The organism is Hydrocarboniphaga sp. FW305-C-57 (genome assembly GCF_058783045.1).
Genome location: NZ_JBYSYG010000012.1, coordinates 65458 through 86469 on the forward strand (window position 1 = coordinate 65458; position 21012 = coordinate 86469).

18 protein-coding genes are annotated in these 21012 nt (G+C 66.4%); 9 read left to right on the top strand and 9 right to left on the bottom strand.

Annotated features, from left to right (window positions below):
- Positions 1-23: 23 nt before the first annotated feature.
- Together AC3WUM_RS20470 and AC3WUM_RS20475 are read left to right on the top strand one after the other, a co-directional pair.
- Entirely contained in the window at positions 24-686 is a 663-nt protein-coding gene (locus AC3WUM_RS20470; RefSeq protein ID WP_492412636.1) for a TetR family transcriptional regulator, read from the top strand.
- Positions 687-829: 143 nt separating this feature from the next.
- A complete protein-coding gene (locus tag AC3WUM_RS20475) occupies positions 830-1786 on the top strand; it encodes a Vgb family protein (protein ID WP_492412637.1) in 957 nt (318 codons plus the stop codon).
- A gap of 45 nt (positions 1787-1831) precedes the next feature.
- On the opposite strand, the gene AC3WUM_RS20480 is transcribed toward AC3WUM_RS20475, so the two are convergent.
- Positions 1832-2833, bottom strand: coding sequence for an AraC family transcriptional regulator (locus AC3WUM_RS20480; protein ID WP_492412638.1), 1002 nt, complete (start codon positions 2831-2833; stop codon positions 1832-1834).
- A 152-nt stretch (positions 2834-2985) separates the two neighbouring features.
- Between AC3WUM_RS20480 and AC3WUM_RS20485 the strand changes: the two genes are divergently transcribed.
- Positions 2986-5445, top strand: a complete 2460-nt coding sequence (locus AC3WUM_RS20485) for an alpha/beta hydrolase fold domain-containing protein (RefSeq protein ID WP_492412640.1) — start codon at positions 2986-2988, stop codon at positions 5443-5445.
- Positions 5446-5565: 120 nt separating this feature from the next.
- Here the strand turns inward: AC3WUM_RS20485 and AC3WUM_RS20490 are convergent, their stop codons facing one another.
- From AC3WUM_RS20490 to AC3WUM_RS20520, 7 genes are all read right to left on the bottom strand, one after another.
- Complete coding sequence (locus tag AC3WUM_RS20490) at positions 5566-6951, bottom strand: alginate export family protein (protein WP_492412641.1); 1386 nt, start codon at positions 6949-6951, stop codon at positions 5566-5568.
- A gap of 2 nt (positions 6952-6953) precedes the next feature.
- Positions 6954-8549, bottom strand: a complete 1596-nt coding sequence (locus AC3WUM_RS20495; RefSeq protein ID WP_492412643.1) for an MFS transporter — start codon at positions 8547-8549, stop codon at positions 6954-6956.
- The gene (locus AC3WUM_RS20500; RefSeq protein ID WP_492412644.1) at positions 8546-8962 is read right to left on the bottom strand and encodes a DoxX family protein; all 417 of its coding nucleotides are present in this window, start codon (positions 8960-8962) and stop codon (positions 8546-8548) included. The genes AC3WUM_RS20495 and AC3WUM_RS20500 overlap by 4 nt, the downstream gene beginning before the upstream one ends.
- Positions 8962-10857, bottom strand: coding sequence for an amidohydrolase (locus AC3WUM_RS20505; RefSeq protein ID WP_492412646.1), 1896 nt, complete (start codon positions 10855-10857; stop codon positions 8962-8964). The genes AC3WUM_RS20500 and AC3WUM_RS20505 overlap by 1 nt, the downstream gene beginning before the upstream one ends.
- A complete protein-coding gene (locus AC3WUM_RS20510; protein ID WP_492412758.1) occupies positions 10854-11117 on the bottom strand; it encodes a XapX domain-containing protein in 264 nt (87 codons plus the stop codon). The genes AC3WUM_RS20505 and AC3WUM_RS20510 overlap by 4 nt, the downstream gene beginning before the upstream one ends.
- 154 nt (positions 11118-11271) lie before the next feature.
- Entirely contained in the window at positions 11272-12093 is an 822-nt protein-coding gene (locus AC3WUM_RS20515) for an alpha/beta fold hydrolase (protein ID WP_492412647.1), read from the bottom strand.
- Between the two features lie 5 nt (positions 12094-12098).
- The gene (locus tag AC3WUM_RS20520; protein WP_492412649.1) at positions 12099-12752 is read right to left on the bottom strand and encodes a hydrolase; all 654 of its coding nucleotides are present in this window, start codon (positions 12750-12752) and stop codon (positions 12099-12101) included.
- A gap of 513 nt (positions 12753-13265) precedes the next feature.
- Here AC3WUM_RS20520 and AC3WUM_RS20525 point away from each other — a divergent pair.
- On the top strand, positions 13266-16436 hold the full coding sequence (locus tag AC3WUM_RS20525) for an efflux RND transporter permease subunit (RefSeq protein WP_492412651.1): 3171 nt from the start codon (positions 13266-13268) through the stop codon (positions 16434-16436).
- Here the strand turns inward: AC3WUM_RS20525 and AC3WUM_RS20530 are convergent, their stop codons facing one another.
- Positions 16437-17114 (bottom strand): IclR family transcriptional regulator, encoded by a 678-nt coding sequence (locus AC3WUM_RS20530; protein ID WP_492412759.1) that lies wholly within the window; start codon positions 17112-17114, stop codon positions 16437-16439.
- A gap of 191 nt (positions 17115-17305) precedes the next feature.
- On the opposite strand from AC3WUM_RS20530, the gene AC3WUM_RS20535 reads away from it, so the two are divergent.
- The 5 genes from AC3WUM_RS20535 to AC3WUM_RS20555 are packed head-to-tail and all read left to right on the top strand — an operon-like array spanning position 17306 to position 21009.
- The gene (locus AC3WUM_RS20535) at positions 17306-18058 is read left to right on the top strand and encodes an SDR family NAD(P)-dependent oxidoreductase (RefSeq protein ID WP_492412653.1); all 753 of its coding nucleotides are present in this window, start codon (positions 17306-17308) and stop codon (positions 18056-18058) included.
- Positions 18058-18975, top strand: coding sequence for an SDR family NAD(P)-dependent oxidoreductase (locus AC3WUM_RS20540; protein WP_492412654.1), 918 nt, complete (start codon positions 18058-18060; stop codon positions 18973-18975). The genes AC3WUM_RS20535 and AC3WUM_RS20540 overlap by 1 nt, the downstream gene beginning before the upstream one ends.
- 28 nt (positions 18976-19003) lie before the next feature.
- A complete protein-coding gene (locus tag AC3WUM_RS20545; protein WP_492412656.1) occupies positions 19004-19537 on the top strand; it encodes a nuclear transport factor 2 family protein in 534 nt (177 codons plus the stop codon).
- A gap of 16 nt (positions 19538-19553) precedes the next feature.
- Positions 19554-20447 carry an SDR family NAD(P)-dependent oxidoreductase gene (locus tag AC3WUM_RS20550; protein ID WP_492412658.1) on the top strand — a complete coding sequence of 298 codons (894 nt, stop codon included), beginning with the start codon at positions 19554-19556 and terminating at the stop codon, positions 20445-20447.
- The gene (locus AC3WUM_RS20555) at positions 20437-21009 is read left to right on the top strand and encodes a nuclear transport factor 2 family protein (protein ID WP_492412659.1); all 573 of its coding nucleotides are present in this window, start codon (positions 20437-20439) and stop codon (positions 21007-21009) included. The genes AC3WUM_RS20550 and AC3WUM_RS20555 overlap by 11 nt, the downstream gene beginning before the upstream one ends.
- Positions 21010-21012 lie beyond the last annotated feature (3 nt).

A 21012-nucleotide genomic window follows, 5' to 3' on the forward strand; every position in this document is an offset into this window, starting at 1 on the left:
GTTGTACTGGCACTCGATTGCAAATGACACCAAGTGCCACTATCGTGCGCCACATGATCGATGCCGCCGCGTCCGAACCCACGAGCAAACCCGGCCTGCGCGAGCGCAAGCAGGAGCGCGTGCGCCAGGACGTCATGGATGCGGGCCTGCGCCTGTTCGTGCAGCAGGGTTTCGATGCGACGACGGTGGACCAGATCGCCGACGCGGCCGAAATCTCGCGGCGCACCTTGTTCCGCTACTTCGAGACCAAGGGCGACATCCTGATGGCCGCGATGCGCGGCATGTCGGACTTTCTCGAAGCTTCGCTGCGATCGAGGCCCGCGAAAGAAGCGCCGCTGCTGTCGCTGCTCGAAATCTTCATCGCCCTGTCGCGACAGCTCGCGAGCAGCGGCGTCGATTCCTACTCGCTGGCCTACATGATCGATCGCGATCCGAGCCTGCGCCAATACAGTTTGCAAAAGCATGCGGAATGGGAGGATCGCATTGCTGCCGTGCTGCTCGAACGCCTGCCGGCCGAGTCGCACTTGGAAGTCAGGGCGCCCCTGCTCGCCCGCATCGGTGTCGGCAGCTTTCGCACCGCACTCGATCAATGGCTCGCGAATGAAGGACGTGGCCAGCTGAAGACGCATCTCGTCGAAACCTTCGCGCTGCTCGATAAAACCATCAAGCCCCAGACACCGATCTAGGGGTTCAGAAGCCGGCAAAAAGCTGGCCCTCACGAGAACGTTGTACCGACGCAACCGGGCGCAAGCACACCGGTCGGGCCTTTTCGTGCCCGAAAAAAACGAGTGCGCTTGCGCCGCGACTTTCAATTCTCTGAGGAGTTTTCATGTTTAGAGTCAAGACCAGCATCTTCGCCGCGGCCCTCGCTGCCGCTTCCTTCAGCGCCAGCGCCGGCGCCCCGAGCTCGATCGAACTGCCGGGCAAGCGCGCCTTTCCCGAGAGCATCACCGCGAGCCGCGACGGTACGCTCTACGTGAGCAATCTCGAAGGCGGCGGCATCCTGCGCATTCGCCCGCAGGGCAAGCCCGAAGTCTGGCTCGCACCTGGCGCAGCGGGAACGCGCTCCACGCTCGGCGTGCTCGTCGACGAATCGCGCCAGCTGCTGTGGGTCTGCAGCAACGACATGACCGTCATCGGCATCGCCAGCCCGGGCACGCAGAAAGGCAGCTTCCTGAAGGGCTTCGACCTCGCCAGCGGCAAGGAAAAAATCAGCGCAGCCTTCCCGCCGGCCGAGGGCTCGATCTGCAACGACATCGCGCTCGATGGCAGCGGTGCGGTGTACGTCACCGACACGCTCGCGCCACAGATCCTGAAGCTGTCGGCCGACCAGAAGTCGCTCAGCGTCTGGAAGAACGATCCATTGTTCGCACCGAAGAACGGCGGTGGCCTCGATGGCCTGGTGTTCGATGCGAGCGGCAATCTGATCGTCAACAAGATCGGCTCGGGCGAGCTGTTGCGCGTCGAGGTCAAGAACGGCGTCGCCGGCGGCGTGACGGAACTCAAGACTTCTCGCCCGCTCAACCAGCCCGATGCGCTGCGCCTCGGCAGTGACGGCGCGCTGCTGCTCGTCGAAGGCGGCGGCAGCCTCGACAAGCTCGTCATCAGTGGCGACAGCGCGAACGTCGAAACAATCAAGGACGGCTTCACCGTTCCGACCGGCGTCGTGCAGGTCGGTCAGGGCTATTGGGTCAGCGAAGGCCAGAACGGCTATCTGCTCGACCCGGCGCTCAAGGACCAGGCGCCGAAGCTGCCGTTCCGCCTGCATTACGTACCGGCGAAGTAAGCGCGAAAGCGGTGGTCGAGCGCTTCGCGCGGCTCCGGCGCGGCGCTAGACCTGGCGCCTCGCCTTCGGCGAAACGCCGTGCCAGCGCTTGTGCGCCTGCGAGAAGCTCGACACATCGGCGAAACCCAGGCGCTCCGCGATCGCCGACATGCTGAGCTTGCCTTCACGCAGCAGCTCACGCGCCAAGGCGCGCCGGCGGTTTTCGACCAGCAGGCGAAACGAGGTTCCCTCGCCCTGCAGCCGGCGCTTGAGCGTGCGCTCGCTGGTGTTGAGATGCTTCGCCATCGTCGCGAGGTCGGGCAGCGGTGCGCCGGGTATCTCGAGATACTGGCGGATCACGTCGCCGGTGCTGGCCTGCGTCGTGCGCCTGCGCAGCAATTCCGCGCAGAGCTGCTCACATAGCGCGGCGGTGATCGGATTGGCTCCCGGCAGCTTGCGGGCGAGCAGGCTCGCATCGAAGCTGAGCTGGTTGCTGCTCGCCGCATAAACCGGCTCGACGCCGAACAGGCGCCGGCTGCCTTTTCCGCGTTCCTCGGGCTGCAATTGCAGGCGCGTGAGCGCGAAGCTCTCGCCGACCAGTTCGCCCATGAGCGCCGCGGCGGCGGCCATATCGCGCTCGATCACGAAGCGGCGCAGGTCGTCGGTGAAATCGGGCGCGTCGAAATGCATCGTCGCCACGCCGGCCTGGCGCCGATAGAGAATCTGGTTGAACAGATACGTCAGCGGCAGGTAGCGCAGCGCCATCGCGAGCGCATCGGCGGCGGTCGCGCTGCTGATGAGCCCGTAACCCCAGAGCCCGTAGGTCGTGATCCGATAGCGCAGACCGGCCTGCAATCCGAGCCCGCTCGGCGCTCCGCTGAGCTTGACGAGATTGGCGATGACCTTGAGCTCCTTGACCGCGGCGAGTTCGACATTCGGATCGCTGAGCTGCGCGATCGAGATACCGCTGCCCTTGAGCAGCGCCGAAGCCGGCAGGCCGAGCTCCGCACCGAAGCCCACGAGCAGGTCCACGCTCGCCGGGCTGCGCTTGAAATCCCAAAAGATCACGCGGCTGATTTTCCGTTTCGGGCCATGACTTGGCCCGAATAATAAATAAAAAGACCCCGCCGGACATGGCCCGCGGACGCCGCCGGACCGAGCATAGGCTCCGACGAAAGCGCCACCGTTTCATCCCAGACCAAAGGCGTGCAGGAGAACGCATGAGCCAGCACGGCAGTCCGCTCGCGGCAATCATCATCGGCGCCGGCTTCGCCGGCATCGGCATGGGCATCGCGCTGAGGCGCGAGCGCATCGACGATTTCGTGATCCTCGAAAAAGCCGCCGACGTCGGCGGCGTCTGGCGCGACAACCGCTATCCGGGTGCGGCCTGCGACGTGCCCTCGCACCTGTACTCCTATTCGTTCGAGCCGAATCCGGACTGGACGCACGTGTTCTCACGCCAGCCCGAGATCGCCGATTACCTGCGTCACTGCGCGAGCAAGTACGAGCTGCTGCGCCATCTGCGCTTCGGCGCCGAGGTGCATTCGGCGCGCTACGACGAGGCCGAGAATCTGTGGATCGTGCTGCTGCGCGACGGCTCGGAGCTGCGTTCGAAACTGCTCATCAGCGGCGTCGGCCAGCTGAGCCGGCCGGCGACGCCGAAGATCGCGGGCATCGAGAGCTTCGAGGGGCGAAGCTTTCATTCGGCGACCTGGGACGAAAGCTACCTCCTGGCCGGCAAGCGCGTGGCCGTGGTCGGCACCGGCGCATCGGCGATCCAGTTCATTCCGGCGATCGCGCCGCAGGTGGAGCGACTGACGGTGTTCCAGCGTTCGCCGGCCTGGATGATGAATCGGTCCGACCGCGCCTACAGCGCATTCGAAAAGCACCTGATGCACGCGGTGCCGGCGCTGAGCCGGCTGTACCGGCTCGGCATCTACCTGCGCTACGAGGCGCGCGCGCTCGCGTTCACGCGCTTCAAGTCGCTCATGAAGATCGCGGTGGAATGGCCGTTCCGCCGCATGCTCGCGCGCAACGTTCCGGATGCTGCGCTGCGCGCCAAGCTCACGCCCGATTACCCGATCGGCTGCAAGCGCATCCTGCTCAGCGACGACTACCTCACGACGATGTCGAGGGCGAACGTCGAGCTCGTGACCGACGGGATCCGGCGCATCGTGCCCAAGGGCGTCGAAACCCAGGACGGGCGCGTGCACGAGGTCGATGCGATCGTCTACGGCACCGGCTTCGCGGCGACCGAATTCCTCGCGCCGATGAGCATCCGCGGCCGTCGCGGGCTCGATCTCAACGAGGCCTGGCTCGGTGGTGCGATGGCTTACCTCGGCATGACGGTTCCGGGATTTCCGAACTTCTTCATGCTGTATGGCCCGAACACCAATCTCGGCCACAACTCCATCGTCTACATGCTCGAAAGCCAGATCTGGCACGTCATGCGTTGCATCGGGCGCATGCGGATGCAGCGTGCGAACGTCGTCGAAGTGCAGGCCGAGCGTCACACGCGCTACAACCTGTGCATCCAGCAACGGCTCGGCGCAACGGTCTGGAACGGCTGCAAGAGCTGGTACGTCGACGCCAACGGGCACAACAGCACGAACTGGCCAGGCTTCACGCTCTCGTACCGCTTCATGACGCGCTACAGCAGCCTGCGTGCGTATCGCTTCGCGGCGGCGCTGCCGTCGACGGGCTCGCTCACGGCGCTGACGATTCCAGCGCCGGTCGCGCCATTCGAACGCGCGAGCGCGGCGCTCATGCGCGGCATTCTGCGCACGACGTTCCGCGCCTTCATCGGCCCACCGTTTCCGGTCGGCGTCGAGCGCGCCGTGGTCGCCGCGATCGTGACGCTGATGCCGAAGCGCTTCGGCACGCACAGCGAAACGAAAAGCGTCGCCGGCCGCGCGGTCGTCGTCACGAGCGCCCGGCGCGCGTCGAGCGACGCCGCGATCCTGTACCTGCACGGCGGCGCCTTCTGCCTCGGCAGTCCGCGCTCGCATCGCAGCATCACCTCGCATCTCGCGCTCGCATCGCAGCTGCCGGTGTGGACGCCGGACTACCGGCTCGCGCCCGAGCATCCGCATCCGGCCGCGATCGACGATGCGATGGCCTGCGTGCAGGCGATGGTCGCGCAAGGCATCCGGCCGGAGCGCATCGTCGTCGCGGGCGATTCGGCCGGCGGAGCGCTCGCACTCGAAGTGGGCCTGCGCATGCGTGACCAGGGCCAGGCCCCGGCCGGACTCGCGCTGATTTCGCCGTTCACCGATCACAGGCTGGGTGGTGACACAGTCCGCAGGCTTGCGGGCGTCGATCCGATGATCCGCGTCGGCTGGCTGCACCAGGGCATCGCCTGGTACGGAGCCCAGGGCCCGACTTTGCTCGAACGCGATCTGAGCGGTCTGCCGCCGATGCTGATCCACGTCGGCGACCAGGAGATCCTGCTGTCGGACTCGACACGCCTCGCCGAACGCGCGGCCGCGCAAGGTGTGCAGGTGCAGCTCGAAATCCACGCCGGGCGCTGGCACGTGTTTCATCTGCAGGCGCTCTACCTGAGTTCGTCGGTCGACGCGCTGTCGGCGATCGGCGCGTTCTGCAGGCGCTGCGTGCCGGCCAAGCAGGCGGCATCCAACAATGCGATGCGCGTGGAGTGGGCCGGCGGCGAAGCTGCATAAGCCACGCTTGCCTCGCTCGGCGCTCAGCGGCGGCTTAAGCGCTTTCGCGCCAACCCGGCCTGCGCGTGAACTGCGGCTTCGCGCGATGCGCTCCGGAATCCCGGCGAGCCGGCCGGCCGCTTACCACGCGAGCTTGAACTCCGCCCCGAGATAGTCGCTGTCTCTGCCGCCCGCGGCGCGCAAGGCTTGGCCAACGTCGTAGTGCACGCCTTCGATCGCGGCCGACAGCTGCGCGTTGATCTTCCAGTCCGCGCGCAACTGCAGATAGGCGCCGGTCCAGCGACCACCCTCGCCTGCGGTTCCGCGCAGCGGCACGTCGGGCTGCACGTAAACCGCATCGGCGCTGGTCTGCCGCCATTGCAGACCGAGCGCAGCCGTGAGCTTGAGCGGCGTGGCCGGCGTGATCGTCAATGAAGGCTTGACGTGGATCAGGTTCACGTAGCCCGTATAGCCGGCGTCGCTGAAGTAATAGCCGCCGTTCGGAAACAGCGGATTGAAGGTCTGCAGGCGCCCGTCGCCGGCTTCGCGGTCACCCGATGCGGCGTCCGCCTGCAGGCCGATGCGCGGCTTGAGCTTCACCGACGACAACACATAGCCGGCCTTGGCACCGACAGCCCAGGCGCGGACGTCCGCATCGCCGACGCGCCCGCTTTGCCACATGCCTTCGAAGTCCCAGTCGAGAGCGGCCTTGCGGCCCGCGAAGCGCAGGTCGAACACGTCGCGACGCTCGTCGCCACTGGCATCGGCGTAGCCGGCGTCGTCGAGTTCGTAGCGCGAGTAATAGGTCGAGAGCTCGTTGTCACCGAGCACGTGGCGTTCTAGCCGCAGCGTGTGAAACGCGAAGTGCCGATCGGAGCGGTCGTCGAAGGCCTCGTCGTCGCGATACTGCAGGGGCCGGCTCAGAAAGCCGATGAGCCTCCAGGGCTCGAGCTCGTAATCGGCCCAGATCGCATCGAAGGACTGGCGCAGGTTCGGGCCATCGCGCAGCGAGACGAAGCGCTGCAGGTCGAACAGAAAATCCTGCCGGCCGACGCGCGTCTTGAGCAGGCCATCACCGAGCCGATGCTCGCTCATCAGAAAGGCCAGGCGCAGATCGACGCGGTTGTCGTCGGTCGGCGCCGGTGCCTTGCGATCGAACGCGCGCACATCCTCGATCTGCGTGAACGCGCGCCAATGCTCATCGAAGTGCAGGTCCGCATGCAGCTGGGCGCGTTGCAGCAGGTAGGTATCGCCTTCACGCCCGATGCCGAAGGCCGGCTCCTGCTGCGTCACCAGACGCTCGCGCAGGTTCGCTCCGAGCGACAGATAGGCCTGCGGATCGAGCGCCGGCAGCGCGAGATACTTGAGATCGTCGAGCGGCTGCGTGCGCAGGGCCGGGTCGGCGAGCACCGACCAATCCTCGTGCCAGCGATTCGATTCGATCGCCGGGCGCGTCTGCGCCTCGGCGTAGTGGCTCGCGCCCAGTGCTGCGAGCGCCAGCAGCGGGCCGTAGGTCCGCGAGGCCATGCTCAGAGACGCGCCATGTGTTCGGGGATGCTCAGCAAGTGGTCGACCTTGGGCGGCGCATCGCCGACATGGAAACGCAGGACCTCGCCCTGCAGGTCGGCGCCCGCATGCGAGACCCGGCGATGCTGGCGCAGATGCTCGGCCCAGGACTCGACCAGGAACCATTCGACGTAGCGCTGCGGATCGGCCGCATCCTCGGTGATGCCCCAGGCGTAGGCGCCATCGCGACGCCGCACGGGTTCCAGCCTGTACAGGGCGCGCAGGAACTCGCCGCGCTGGGCTTGCTCTACGCGGTACTCGATCAGGATCAGCACCGGGCCGCGATCGTGCGCCACGGGCTCCGCCATCAGCGGCTCGGGCCAGTGATTGGAGGCATCCAGATCGGCCTCGCCGCTCGGCAATTTCACGCGGTGGAAGATCGATGCGATCACCACGAGGCCGGCGGCGGCGAGCCACAAGGTCGCCGGCACGCCGATGACGCTGCCGACCGTGCCCCACAGCAGGCTGCCGGCCGTCATCGCGCCATTGAACACCATCAGGTAGATCGCGAGCCCACGGCCGCGCACCCAGTTCGGCAGGATCGCCTGCGCGACGCCGTTGAAGGTCGTCAGCGCCGCGATCCAGGCCGCGCCGAGCACCAGCAGCAGCACGACCGCGACCGGCTTCGGCGGTGCGAGCGCGAGCAGCGCCATGACCGCCGCGGCGACGATCGAAGCGCCGAGCACGAGCGTGTCCGAACCCGCCTTCTCGCGCAGGCGCGGCAGCAGCACGGCGCCGCCGATCGCGCCGGCACCGACCGAGCCGAGCAGCAGGCCGTAGAAGCCCGCGCCACCACCGAGCAGCTGGCGCGCGACCAGCGGCAGCAAGGCCCAGACGCCGCTCGCGAACAGGAAGAACACCGCCGCGCGCAACAGCGCGACATGCAGATCGCGACTCGAGCGCGCGTAGCGCAGGCCCGCACGGAAGGCGCCGAGGAAGTTCTCGGACAGGCCGTCATCCGCATGCGGCGAGCGCTTCCACCAGAGCAGCGCCGCGATCACGAGCGCGTAGCTCGCGACGTCGGCTCCGTAGGTCGTCGAAGGACCGAAGCTCGCGAGCAGCAGGCCACCGGCCGCGGGGCCGATCGCACGTGCGATGTTGAAGCCCAGCGAATTCAGCGCGACCGCGTTGCGCAGCTCGGGTTTCGGCACGAGCTCCGGCACGATCGACTGCCAGGTCGGGCCGACCAGCGCGGCGCCGACGCCGCCCGCGAAAGTCAGGGCGATCAGCAGCTCGATCGTCAGCATCTGCCCGCGCGAGAGCAGCAGCAGGCACAGGCTCACGAGTGCGAGCATGAGCTGCACCGCGATCAAAAAGCGCCGGCGATCGAGGATGTCCGACAGCACGCCGGCCGGAATCGCGAGCAGGAAGATCGGCAAGGTCGCAGCGGCCTGGATCATCGCGACCGCGGCCGGGCTCGGCGAAAGATCGGTCACGAGCCATGCGCTCGCGACGTCGCGCATGAAGCTGCCGGTGTTGCCGAGCACGGTCGCCGCCCACAAGGCGGCGAACACCGGTCTTCTGAGCGGAGCGAAGCTGCCCGAGGCATTGGCACTCACGGCTTGTCTTCCTTGCGTGGCTGCAGGTCCATCCAGGCGACGAGCAGGAAGCCGCCGACCAGTCCGAGGTGCTCGTAGAACGCATTGGCCATCATGAAGCGTTCGTGCCCGTCGGCGAGCGTCCAGTAGCGATTGGCGACGAAGCTCGCGGCCAGCGTGAAGGCGGCGAGCGCGAGCGCTGCCAGCCAGCGTCCGAAGCCGCTCACGATCATCAGCGCGGCGCCGAGTTCGAGCGCAATGACCAGCGCCGCGAGCGGCGCCGCCGGCGCCAGGCCGAAGTGCTGCATCTCCGCGATCGCTCCGTTGAAATCGCCGAGCTTGTTCCAGCCGCCTTGCAGATAGGCGGCGCAGAGCGCGAGCAAGGCGAGCCTGCGCAGCGCCTGGCTCGCGATCACGCGGTGCAGGGCCTGCATCAGACCGCCCAGCAAGCGCAGCCGAGCGCGCCCCAGAAGCTCTTCAGGTCGGAGATCGGCAGCTTGCTCGACCAGGCCGTCGCATGCGCGTGACCGTGCACGCCGCAGCTGTTGGAGCAGGCGCAGCTCGCGGCGGCGACGCGCTGCTGCTGCGATGCGGGCCGCGTATCGCCCCAGGCTGCGTAGCCCTTGAACCTGCGCACCGGAGACCAGTCCGGCATCGCCGGCGGCGGAGCCGATTCGTCGAACGAGGCGAACTCTCCGGCCGCGTAGACGACCTTGCCGCCGACCATCGTCAGCAGCGATGTGGTATCGGCGATCTCGTCTTCGGCGCAGGCATAGAAATCACGATCCGGCACCACGATATCGGCGAGCTGACCCGCCTCGATACGACCTTTTTTTCCTTCTTCGTTCGAGAACCAGGTGACGTTCTCGGTCCACATGCGCAGCGCCTGCTCGCGATCGAGGCAGTTGCGGCGCGGATACAGCTGCATGCCGCCAACGGTCTTGCCGGTGATGAGCCAGGACAGCGAAACCCAGGGGTTGTACGAGGCCACGCGCGTGGCGTCGGTACCGGCCGAAACCTTCACGCCGGCCTGCAGGATCTTGGCGACCGGCGGCGTCGCCTCGGCGGCGCCATGGCCGTAGCGCTCGACGAAGTATTCGCCCTGGTAGGCCATGCGATGCTGCACGGCGACGCCGCCGCCGAGGTCGGCGATGCGCTCGATCGACTGCTCCGAAATGGTTTCGGCGTGATCAAAGAACCAGTTCAGGCCTTGCAGCGGAATGTCCTGGTTCACGCGCTCGAACACGTCGAGCATGCGACTGATGGTTTCGTCGTAAGTGGCGTGCAGGCGCCAGGGCCAGCGGTTCTGCGCGAGGATGCGCACCACCTGTTCGAGCTCGCCTTCCATTTCCGGGCCCATGTCCGGACGCGGCTGGCGAAAGTCCTCGAAATCCGCCGCCGAGAACACCAGCATTTCGCCGGCGCCGTTGTGACGGAAGTAATCGTCGCCCTGCTGGTACTTCACGGACTGCGTCCAGCGCAGGAAGTCTTCCTTCTCCTGCTTGGGCTTCTGCGTAAAGAGGTTATAAGCGAGGCGGATCGTCAGCTGGCCTTCCTGCGAGAGCTTCTGGATCACCTCGTAGTCTTCGGGATAGTTCTGGAAGCCGCCGCCCGCATCGATCGCGCCGGTGACGCCGAGGCGGTTGAGCTCGCGCATGAAGTGGCGCGTGGAATTGATCTGGTATTCGAGCGGCAGCTTCGGGCCCTTGGCAAGCGTCGAATAGAGGATTCCGGCGTTCGGCTTGGCCAGCAGCAGGCCGTTCGGATTGCCGTTGGCATCGCGCAGGATCTCGCCGCCCGGCGGGTTCGGCGTATCGCGCGTGTAGCCGACGGCGCGCAGCGCGGCGCCGTTGAGCAGCGCGCGATCGTAGAGATGCAGGATGAAGACCGGCGTATCGGGCGCGACGGCGTTGAGTTCTTCGAGCGTCGGCAGGCGCTTCTCGGCGAACTGGTGCTCGCTGAAGCCGCCGACCACGCGCACCCATTGCGGAGCCGGCGTGATCGCGACCTGGCGCTTGAGCATCGCCATCGCGTCGGCGAGCGAGCGCACGCCGTCCCAGCGCAGTTCGAGATTGAAATTCAGGCCACCGCGAATGATGTGCAAGTGGTTGTCGATCAGGCCCGGCAGCACGCGGCGCCCACGCAGATCGATGATCTTCGTGCTGTCGCCCGCGAGCGCCATGATCTCGTGGCTGCGGCCGACGGCGAGGAACCTGCCGTCCTTGATCGCGACCGCGTCGGCCGTCGGGTTCTTGCGATCGAGCGTGACGAACAGGCCGCGATGCAGGATCAGATCGGGCGTGGCCTTGGTTTGCGTTTCCTTGCTCATGCTTGCTCCTTGCGCGCCGTCTTGGTCCCTTGCGGCAGGTGGCCGAAGACGTGGGGTTTCACTTGATGGCCCAGCCAGGACACCGCGGGCGTTTCCTTCTGCAGCAATTGGCGCGCGAGCGGCGGAATCTGCTCGCCGACGAGAATACCCAGCAGGCCGATCAAGGCGATCACGGGCGGTGCCGGCGAGCGGACGTTGAGCAGGCTGTAGATGACGCCGACCAGAAGACCGGCGGCCAGCGAGAACAGATAGGGTTTCATCGGCATTCCACGAGTCGTTGGGTGCTTGCCTTCTCCCTCCGGGAGAAGGTGCCCCGGAGGGGCGGATGAGGGCATCTCGGTCATCAGCCGGCTTACTGTTTCCGAGCGTCCCTCACCCCGGCCCTCTCCCGGAGGGAGAGGGAGAAAGGCGTGCTTAGCTGGCTTGCAGCAACGCCAGCAGATCGGCGTTGAGCTGGTCCGCATGCGTCACCGCGAAGCCGTGCGGAGCACCCGCGTAGACCTTGAGCTGGGCACCCTTGATCATCTGCGCGGCGAGCTTGCCGGTGGCTTCGAACGGCACGATCTGGTCGTCGTCGCCGTGGATCACCAGCGTCGGCACGTCGATCTTCGCCATGTCCGGGCGGAAGTCGGTCTCGGAGAACGCGGTGACGCAGTCGAGCGTGCCCTTGATCGAGGCCAGCAGCGCGATGTTGAGCGTCTGCGTGAGCACACCGGCCGAAACCTGCTGGCCGTGATTGGTGCCGTAGAACGGAGCCGCGAAGTCGCTGATGAACTGGGCGCGATCCTTGACCAGTCCAGCCGCGATGCCCTCGAACACTTCGGCCGGAACGCCTTCGGGATGGTCCGCGCTCTGGATGAAGTACGGCGTCACCGCGCCGAGCAGCGCGAGCCTGGCGATCTTCTTGCTGCCGTGGCGCGCGATGTAGCGCGTCACGTCGCCGCCGCCCATCGAGAAACCCACGAGCGTGACTTCTTCGATCCCCAGATGCTCGATCAGCTCGTGGATGTCATCGGCGAAACGGTCGTAGTTGTAGCCATCCCAGGGCTGGCTCGAGCGGCCGAATCCACGGCGATCGAAGGCGATCGTGCGATAGCCGCGCTGCGACAGGAACAGCATCTGCTTTTCCCACATGTCGCCGTCGAGCGGCCAGCCGTGGCTGAACAGAACGGGCTTGCCGCTGCCCCAATCCTTGAAATAGATCTCGGTGCCGTCGCTGGTTTTGAACGTGCTCATGATGATCAGCCCTCGTGCGCGTTGAACATGGTCTTGGCGTAGGTCACGCCGAGGCCGTAGGCGCCGCCGAATTTCTTGGCGAAGCCGGTGGTCATCTCGTAGGTCTCGCCACGCGCCCAGTCGCGCTGCAGTTCGAGCAGGTACTGCAGCGAGGTCATCGGACGCACGCCGGCCTGGATCATGCGCTCCATCGCACGCTCATGCGCCTCGTCGGACACGTCGCCGCAGGCATCGGCGATCACGTAGACCTCGAAGCCCTGGTCGAGAGCGGACAGCGTTGGACCGACGATGCAGACCGAGGTCCACAGGCCGGCGAACACCAGGCGCGTCTTGCCGATGGCGTTGACCTGATCGATCACGGCGGCGTCTTCCCAGGTGTTCATCGAGGTGCGATCGAGCAGCTTCTGGCCCGGAAACGCGTCGGTGATTTCGGAGAACATCGGGCCCGAGAAGCTCTTCTCGGCGACGGTGGTCAGGATGGTCGGAACCTTGAAGCCGGCCGCCGCGTTGCTGATCAGCGCCGCGTTGTTGCGCAGGTTCACCGCATCGATCGACTTGGTAGCGAACGCCATCTGCGACTGGAAGTCGATCAGGATCAGCGCGTGATCGGTCGGCGCGAGGAGCTTGGCACCAGGGGTGGGAGTGGCCTTGATGGACATCGTTTCGGTTCCTTCGATTGGGTGAGTGAGGGCGACGGAGGCCATACTCGTTTTCGAAGCCGCGAACCGTCTTGTCGCTTTGCGTGCTTTTTTGAACGCTTGCCCTTTGCATGCCCGCGACGACCCTGCGTTTGGTACGAGCCCTCCGCGTTTTGCACGCTTGTGCGGCGCCTGCGCGTCTCGCCAGCCAGGGGCTACGGCCAGCCTCGTGGCCACGGCACGGGTGCCGCGCCCTCCTCGCCCGCGCTGCTGTTGCCGACAGATCGTCGAAACTATGCAAAACCCGCAGGATGCATGCGCGAATTTCATCAGGACGCGCCGGGAGCGATGAACCGAGGGTGGTATCGTGCGCGACCCGAAAAGCCTGGGCGGCCGCATCGCAGCTGACATTCCTGCAAGCTTGGCGACAACGAGAGAACAGAGTCGCTGATGCAGTATGCGGCCCACGATCCCGTGCTCGCTCGAGCTTCGGCAAACCGCGCCTCCACTCGCAACCGCTCCCGCGGAACGACCATGCAGAACGACTCGCAGCCCCCTCTGAGCCGAGCCCAGCAAAGCCTCACGCGCCCCGGCCTGTCCGGCTGGTTCATCGATCACCCGATCGCCACGGTGCTGATGACGGTCGGCATCCTGTTCCTGGGCCTGCTCTCGTTTCCGTTGCTGCCGGTCGCCGCGGTACCCGAGATCGACCTGCCGACGATCCACGTCAGTGCCCGCCTGCCCGGTGCGAGCCCCGAGACGATGGCCTCGTCCATCGCCACGCCGCTCGAAGTGGAGTTGTCCGGCGTGCCGGGTATCACCGACATGACCTCGAACAGCTCGCTCGGCAGCACCAGCATCACGCTGCAGTTCACGCTCGACAAAGACATCGACGTCGCCGCGCAGGAAGTGCAGGCCGCGATCAACGCGGCCACCTCGCGCCTGCCGTCCGACCTGCCGAGCCTGCCGACCTGGCGCAAGGTCAATCCGAACGACGGCCCGATCCTGATGCTGCGCATGCAGTCGACGCTGCTGCCGCTGACCGAGCTGTCCGACCTCGCCGAAACCCTGATCGCGCGCCAGATTTCGCAGGTCGAAGGCGTCGCCACCGTCGATCTGTATGGCCAGCGCAAACCGGCCCTGCGCATCCAGGCCGCGCCCGAAAAGCTCGCCGCCGTCGGCCTCACGCTCGCCGACCTGCGCACCGCCATCCGCAATGCGAGCGTCAACCAGGCCAAGGGCGCGTTGTACGGCTCGCAGCGCATCTCGACGATCGCGACCAATGACCAGATTTTCAGCACCGAGGACTACAAGAGCCTCGTCGTGAGCTATCGCAACGGCACGCCGGTGTTTCTCGGCGACGTCGCGCAGGTGATCCAGGGCTCCGAGAACGACTACCAGGCCGCCTGGATCAACGGCGAGCGCGGGGTCGGCCTGATCGTGCGTCGCCAGCCCGGCGCGAACCTGATCGAAGTGGCCGATCATGTCATCGCCGAACTGCCGCGCCTGCGCACGCTGCTGCCGGCCGGCGTCGAGCTCGAACTGCTGTCGGACCGCACGCGCACCACGCGCGCCTCGCTGCACGAGGTCGAGATCACGCTCGCGATCGCGATCGGCCTCGTGATCATGGTCATGGGCCTGTTCCTGCGCCAGCTGTCGGCCACCGCGATCGTCGCGGCCGTGCTCAGCGTGGCGCTGATCGCCACCGCCGCGGCGATGTACGCGCTAGGCTTCTCACTCAACAATCTCACGCTCGTGGCGCTGATCGTCGGCGTCGGTTTCATCGTCGACGACGCCATCGTCGTCGTCGAGAACATTCACCGTCATCTTGAAGCCGGCGAATCCTTCCGCCATGCGGCCTTGAAGGGCGTGTCCGAAATCGGCTTTACGGTCGTCACGATCAGCTTTTCGCTCGTCGCGGCCTTCATCCCGCTGCTGTTCATGGGCGGAACCGTGGGCCGGCTGTTCCGCGAGTTCTCTCTGACGCTGACCGCCGCGATCCTCATTTCGGTGGTCGCCTCGCTGACGCTCGCGCCGATGCTCGCCTCGCGCTTCATGAAGTCGGCTCCGGCGCACAAGCCCGGCGGATTCTCCGAACGCCTGATCGCGTTCTACGATCGCGGCCTGATGTGGACGCTGGCGCATCAGCGCACGATGCTCTGCGTCTTCGCGGCGACGCTCGCGCTGGCGGTCTACAGCTACGTGAAGATTCCGAAAGGCTTCTTCCCGATCCAGGACACCGGCTTCGTGTTCGGCAACTCGCAGGCGGCCGAAGACATCTCGTACGAAGACATGCGCGTCAAGAACAAGCTGCTCGAAGAGATCCTGCTCGCCGATCCGGCCGTCGACGGCATGATCCAGTCGATCGGCGGAAGCTTCGGCGGCAACTCGATGAGCAACGGAACCTTCCTGATCTCGCTCAAGAACGTCGAGGATCGCGACGTCAGCGCCGAAGAGTTCATCAGCCGCATTCGCGTCAAGACGGCGCAGGTTCCGGGCGTGCAGCTGTTCCTGCGCACGAACCAGGACGTCAACGTCGGCCGCACCGGTCGCGCGCAGTTTCTCTATGCGCTCAAGGGCCCCGACAGCGACGGGCTCACGCGCTGGGCCGATCAGCTCGTCGATCGCATGAAGTCTTCGCCGATGGTGCGCGACGTCTCGAGCGATCTGCAGCTCGGCGCCGCCGTCACCAAGCTCGTCATCGATCGCGCCGCCGCCGCGCGCTTCGGCCTGTCCACCGCCGACATCGACCAGGCGCTCTACGATGCCTTCGGCCAGCGCCAGATCAGCGAGTATCAGACCGAGACCAATCAGTACAAGGTCATTCTCGAAATCGATCCGGCGCTGCGCGGGCGCATCAACAGCCTCGACTACTTCCGCCTGCGCTCGCCGCTGACCGGCGAGATGGTGCCGCTGTCGGCCCTCGCGAGCGTGCAGCCGACCGCCGCCGGTCCGTTGTCGATCGCGCACGATGGCCTGTTTCCGTCGGCGAACATCTCGTTCAACCTCGCGCCGGGCTATGCACTCGGCGACGTCGTCAACATGGTGCAGGCGCTGCAGGCCGAGATCGGCATGCCGACCGAGTACAGCGGCAGCTTCCGCGGCAATGCGCAGGCCTTCCAGGATTCGCTCGCGAGCCAGCCCGTGCTGATCCTCACCGCGCTGCTCGCCGTCTACATCATCCTCGGCGTGCTCTACGAGAGCTTCGTGCATCCGCTGACGATCCTGTCGACGCTGCCCTCGGCCGGCATCGGCGCGATCTGGATGCTGTCGGCCTTCGGCTTCGATTTCTCGATCATGGCGATGATCGGCATCGTGCTCTTGATCGGCATCGTCAAGAAGAACGGCATCCTGATGGTCGATTTCGCCTTGCATGCGCAGCGCGAGGAAGGCCTGTCGCCGCGCGAGGCCGTGCACAAGGCCTGCCTGGTGCGCTTCCGCCCGATCATGATGACCACGCTTGCCGCCCTGCTCGGCGCGGTGCCGCTGATGTTCAGCCTCGGCATGGGCTCGGAGCTGCGCCAGCCGCTCGGCTTCGCGATCGTCGGTGGCCTGCTGCTGAGCCAGCTGCTCACGCTGTTCACGACGCCGGTGGTTTACCTGGCGCTCGATCGCCTGTTCCATCGGCAGCCGAGTCCGCACACGGCGCCCCGGAGCAGCGACACCTCGGCGATGTCCGAAGTGGCCGCCGGAACCGCGCGCTGATCACTCGCTGCGCGAAAGGTCTCTCGCCGTCAGCGCAACCAGCTTGCCGATGTTCGCGAGCGAGCGAGCATCGATGCGCTCTTTCGGGGCCGTGACGACCACCGCGCCGATCGCCGAGCCATCCCGTTCGAGAATGGCGGCGGCGATGCTCGATGCGGCCGGATTGATCTCGCCGTCGCTGATCGCATAGCCGAGGCTTCGCGTCGCGTCGAAGCTTGCGCGCATGGCGGCGTCGGGCTCCGCGCCGAGCAGCGCCAACCGCCGCGTGTCGTCGAGATACGGCAGCATCGCGCGACCGGTCGAGGTGTTGCGCGCCGCGACCGGATAGCCGAGCTCGGGCACCATGCGCAGCACCTGCCGGCTCTCGATCACATCGGCGATCACGAACTGCTGCTGATCCGGCAGCACCAGCAGAACCGTCTCACCGCATTCGTCCCGCAGCCGCTCGAGCAGCGGGCGCGCCCGCTTGCGCAAATCGTTGTTGCCCTGCGCGTTGTTGGCGACGGTCAGGATGCGCGCCGTCAGTTCCCAGCGAATCTGAGGCTCGCGCGTCGGGCGTATCCAGCCGTCGTCGGCCAGGGTCATCAGGGCGCGCTGGACCGCGCTCTTGTCCTCTTCGAGCAGGCGCCCGAGCGCCCGCACGCCGATCGGCTGATGACTCGCGATCGTTTCGAGCACGTTCAAGACCCGCGAACCGCTCTGACTGCGTTTGACGCTCAGAAGCCCTCCTTCCACTCACGCTGCGAACGCGGCTCGTCTGGCACTGGCCGACCCGATCCGCTTATAGTGTATCAATAAACACCAGTGTCGTATTACATGGTGATACGTCCAATAATTCAAATGGTTGCGATCCGGAGGAGCGACAAGGCATGACGACGAAAACGGCTTTGGTAACCGGTGCCGCCGCAGGCATCGGCCGCGCGGTGGCGCTGCGCTTCGCGCGTGATGGCATGGCGGTCGGCGTACTCGATCTGAATCTCGACGGCGCCGAAAGCGTCGCGGCCGAGATTCGCGCCGCGGGCGGCCAGGCCATCGCGCTCGCCGCGAGCATCGCCGACCGCAAGCAGATGAGCGCTGCACTCTCGCGATTGCGCGAGGCTTTCGGCCCGGTGACCGTGCTCGTGAACAACGCCGGCATCACCGGCTACTGCCCGTTCGAGGAACTCACCGACGACGCCTGGGACAAGGTCATGGAGATCAATCTCAAGGGCACCTTCATCGTCACCCAGCTCGTGCTGCCGGACATGAAGGCCGCGCATTGGGGGGGGCGCGTGATCAACATCTCCTCGTCGAGCGCGCAGACCGGCGCCGAAACGATGGCGCATTACTCCGCGTCCAAGGGCGGCGTGATCGCGCTCACGCGCACGCTCGCCCGCGAACTCGGGCCGCTGGGCGTCACCGTCAACAACATTCCGCCCGGTTCGGTCATGAACACGCTGATGTCGGAAGCCACCCGCGATCGCTTCCCGATCTCGACCGAGCAGCTGCTCAAGACCCTGCCCGTGCGCCGCACCGGCGAGCCCGAAGACATCGCCAACGCGGCCGCCTGGCTCGCGGCCGAGGAATCGGGCTACGTGACCGGCCAGACCATCGGCGTCAACGGCGGACGCGTGGTGAGCTGATGCCGACGAACGACAGCAGATTCGACGGCCGCGTCGCCGTCATCACGGGCGCCGGGCGTGGACTCGGACGCGAATACACGCTGCTGCTCGCGAGCAAGGGCGCGAAGATCGTCGTCAACGACATCGGCGGCAGCCTCAGCGGCGAAGGTCGCGATGCAGGCCCTGCGCAGGCGGTCGTCGACGAGATCGAAGCCGCCGGTGGCAGCGCGGTCACCTGCATCGATTCGGTGGCCACGGCAGCCGGCGGCCAGGCGATCATCGACACGGCGATCGAGCGCTTCGGCCGCATCGACGTGCTGATCCACAACGCGGGCAACGTGCGCTACGGCGCGCTCGACCAGATATCGCACGCGGATTTCGAATCCGTGCTCGGCGTGCATCTGATGGGCGCGTTCAACGTGGTGCGCCCCGCGTTTCCGCACATGAAACAGGCCGGCTACGGCCGCGTGGTGCTGACCTCGTCGATCGGCGGGCTCTACAGCATTCCGCAGGGCGTTCCGTACGCGGTCTCGAAGTCCGCCATGATCGGTCTCAACAACGTCGTCGCGCTCGAAGGCGCGCCGCACGGCATCAGGAGCAACATCATTCTGCCGGGCGCCGTCACACGCATGGCCGAAGGGCTCGACGTGTCGCAGTACCCGCCGATGGGCTCGGATCTCGTCGCGCCCGTGGTCGGCTGGCTCGCGCACGAAAGCTGCTCGATCAGCGGTGAAATGCTGGTCTCGATGGCCGGGCGCATCGCACGCGCCTTCATCACCGAAACCGAAGGCGTCTACCGGCCGTCGTGGTCGATCGACGACGTCGGCGCCCACATCGAGGCGATCCGCGATCCGGCGCGGCAGTGGACGTTCCCGCCGCTGCCTTCGGGCTTCGGCGATCACCTTGCGCGCAGCTTCGAGATGGCCCGCAAGGGCTGAGCTCACCAGAACCCCGACAGGAGAACCCATGAACGACATCAGCGAACAGCTGGGCGCGCTGCTCGATCGCGAACAGATCCGCGATCGCATCGCCAGCCTCGCGCGCGGCGAAGACCGTCGCGACGCCGCCCTCATCCGCGCCGCGTACTGGCCCGATTCGACGACCGACTTCGGCATCTTCAAGGGCTCGTTCGACGCCTACCTGGACTGGGTCGTGCCGGGCTCGCCGGCGATCGTGCTCACGCAGCACCTGCTCGGCCAGACCGTCATCGAACTGCACGGCGCCACGGCGCTCGCCGAAACGCTCGTGAGTTCGTATCACCGCGTGAACCTCGGTAGCGAGGAGCGCGATTTCACCATCGGCGGACGCTATCTCGATCGCTTCGAAAAACGCGAAGGCCAGTGGCGCATCGCAGAGCGCACGATGCTCTACGACTGGGTGCAGAACGGCGGCGTCTCGGCCGACTGGTCGCAGGGGCTCATGGGTACGCCGTTCTCGGGCGCGCACTACACGGGCCGCACGCGGGACGATCATAGCGACCGCTTCTTCAAGCGTGCCTGAGCCCGAGGAACACGACATGTATCCGCTCAAAGGAAAAGTCGCCGTCGTCACCGGCGCGAGCCGCGGCATCGGACGCGGCATCGCCCTGGTGCTCGCCGAACAGGGCGCCACCGTCTACGTCACCGGCCGCACGGTGACGCCGGGCTCGTACTACCTGCCCGGCACGGTCGGCGAAACCGCCGCGCAATGCAGCGAGCGCGGCCGCGAATCAGGCGGACGCGGCATCGCCGTCGCGGTCGATCACGCCGACGACGCCAAGGTGGCAGCGCTGTTCGAACAGGTGCAGCGCGAACAGGGCCGGCTCGACATCCTCGTCAACAACGCCTTCCAGCTGACCGACGATCTGCTCGATCCCAAGCCATTCTGGGAGAAGTCGCTGTCCGACCTGCAGATGTGGGACGTCGGCGTGAAGTCGAACTACGTCGCGGCCTGGCACGCGGCACGCATCATGGCCCCGCAGAAATCCGGGCTCATCGTCGCGATCTCGGGCTTCGCCGCGGTGACGTACACCTATGGCGTGGTCTTCGGCACCTCGAAGTCGGCCACCGACCGCATGGCGCGCGACATGGCGATCGAGCTGCAGCCCTACAACGTCGCCTCGCTGACGCTCTGGCAGGGCCTGACCCTGACCGAAAAGGCGCAGGACAACCTCGCCAGGATGGGCCACAAGATGACCAAGACCATCACCAACATGACCGGCAGCAGCGTCGAGCATCCGGGCCGCGTGATCGCGGCGCTGGCCGCCGATCCGAATCTCATGCAGCGCTCGGGCGGCGAATTCATCACCGCCGAGCTCGCGCAGGAACTCGGCATCACCGACATCAACGGCAACGTGATTCCGTCGGCGCGCGCGACGCGCGGCTCGCCGATCTGGAAGCCGATCGCGGAGGTCGACTACCGTGGCAAGTAAATCCGCACCCGCATCCGTCGACCGCCAGACCCGGCTCGATGCCCTGCTCGATCGCCAGGACATCCTCGACTGCCTGACGCGCTTCTGCCGCGGCATGGACCGATTCGACCGCGAGTTGCTGCTGTCCGCGTTCCATGCCGACGCCGAAATGGCGGCCGGCCCTTACGTCGGCGATGTCGCGGGCTGCTACGACTGGGCGCAGCCGATGCACGAGGCCGGCCAGGTGGCGACGCATCACAACATCCTCAATCACAGCGTCGAGTTCGACGGCGACGTGGCGCACAGCGAAACCTATTACCTGTTCGTGGGCCGCAACCACGACGAAACCAACTGGATCGCCGGCGGCCGCTACCTCGATCGCTTCGAGAAGCGTGGTGGCGAATGGAAGATCGCGCTGCGCACGAACCTGATCGAATGGTCCGGCCTGGTGCCGACGCTGCCGATTCCGTTCGCGGACGTGCCCGACATCCAGGCCAACGGAACCTCGTCGCGCAGCCAGGACGATCCTTCGTACCGGCGCCCGCTGGTCAATCGCCGCGCCAGACGCGACCCTCGCGCCTGAGCG